The 1,133-nt window shown below is 67.9% G+C and carries 1 protein-coding gene; it reads right to left on the bottom strand.

Annotation, left to right across the window (positions count from 1 at the left end):
- Positions 1 to 147: 147 nt before the first annotated feature.
- Positions 148 to 1,131 carry a FecCD family ABC transporter permease gene (locus BN1123_RS05625; protein ID WP_082037474.1) on the bottom strand — a complete coding sequence of 328 codons (984 nt, stop codon included), beginning with the start codon at positions 1,129 to 1,131 and terminating at the stop codon, positions 148 to 150.
- Positions 1,132 to 1,133 lie beyond the last annotated feature (2 nt).

Below are 1,133 nucleotides of genomic sequence, written 5' to 3'. Positions count from 1 at the left end.
CCCCGTTGGGGCCGAGCAGGGCGGTCAGGGTACCGCTCTCGAGGGTCAGATCCAGCCTGTCGAGGATCCGGCGCTGGCCGCGGCGCAGGCCAAGCTGCTGACAAGTCAGGAGGGGGGAGGGGACAAGATGATCCATAGCAATCCGTCTTAGAGGGCGCGGCGGCCCTTGATCAGCAACCAGATGAAGAAGGGGGCGCCCAGGAGGGCCGTGATGATGCCCACCGGCAATTCGGCCGGGGCCAGCAGGGTGCGGGCCAGCATGTCGGCGCCAAGCAGAAGGGCGGCCCCCAGCAGGGCCGAGAGTGGCAGCAGCCTGACGTGATTGGGTCCCGCCATCAGCCGCACCAGATGGGGCACAACCAGACCGACGAAGCCGATCATGCCGGAGACGGCCACCGCCACGCCGACGCCGGCGGCAGTGAGCAGGATGAGGCGGCGCTTGAGCGCCTGCACATCCACCCCCAGGTGGCGCGCTTCCCCTTCGCCAAGCAGCAGGGCGTTGAGCGGGTTGGCATCGCGCAGGAAGAGCCAGATCAGGGTCGCCAGGGTCAGCAGCGCCAGTGCCACATCCGCCGGTTTGCCCGCCGCCAAAGTGCCCATCTGCCACAGGCTCAGATCCCTCAGCATCTGATCGTCGGCCAGATAGGTGAGCAGGCCGATCACGGCGCCGGAGAGTGCCGTGATGGCGACCCCGGCCAGCAGCATGACAGTGACCGAGGTGCCCCCCTCTCGGGTACCGAGCAGATAGACCAGGGTCGTGGTCAGCGCCCCGCCGAGAAAGGCGAGCAGGGGCAGCAGGCCGATCCCCAGAGTGGCCTGCCACTGCTGGCTGAGGGGAGTCAGGAGCACGATGGCAAGCGCAGCCCCGAGCGCCGCACCGCCCGAGACCCCTATGATGCCGGGGTCGGCCAGCGGATTGCGAAACAGCCCCTGCATCACGGCGCCGCAGAGCCCGAGTATGCCTCCCACCGCGATGCAGAGCAGGGTGCGGGGCAGACGGATCTCCTGCACAATCAGCAGCTTGTGCGCTGCAATCCCGCTTTCCTGACCGACAAACAGTGCCTTGATGCTCTCGCTCATGGTGAGGGCCATGGGGCCGGTTGCCAGAGAACCGAGCAGCAGCAGGGCCAGCA

Source organism: Aeromonas enteropelogenes (assembly GCF_000819845.1).
GTDB classification, from domain to species: Bacteria; Pseudomonadota; Gammaproteobacteria; order Enterobacterales; family Aeromonadaceae; genus Aeromonas; species Aeromonas enteropelogenes.
Note: the sequence above shows the minus strand (reverse complement) of the source record. Positions and strands in the feature narration are given on the sequence as shown.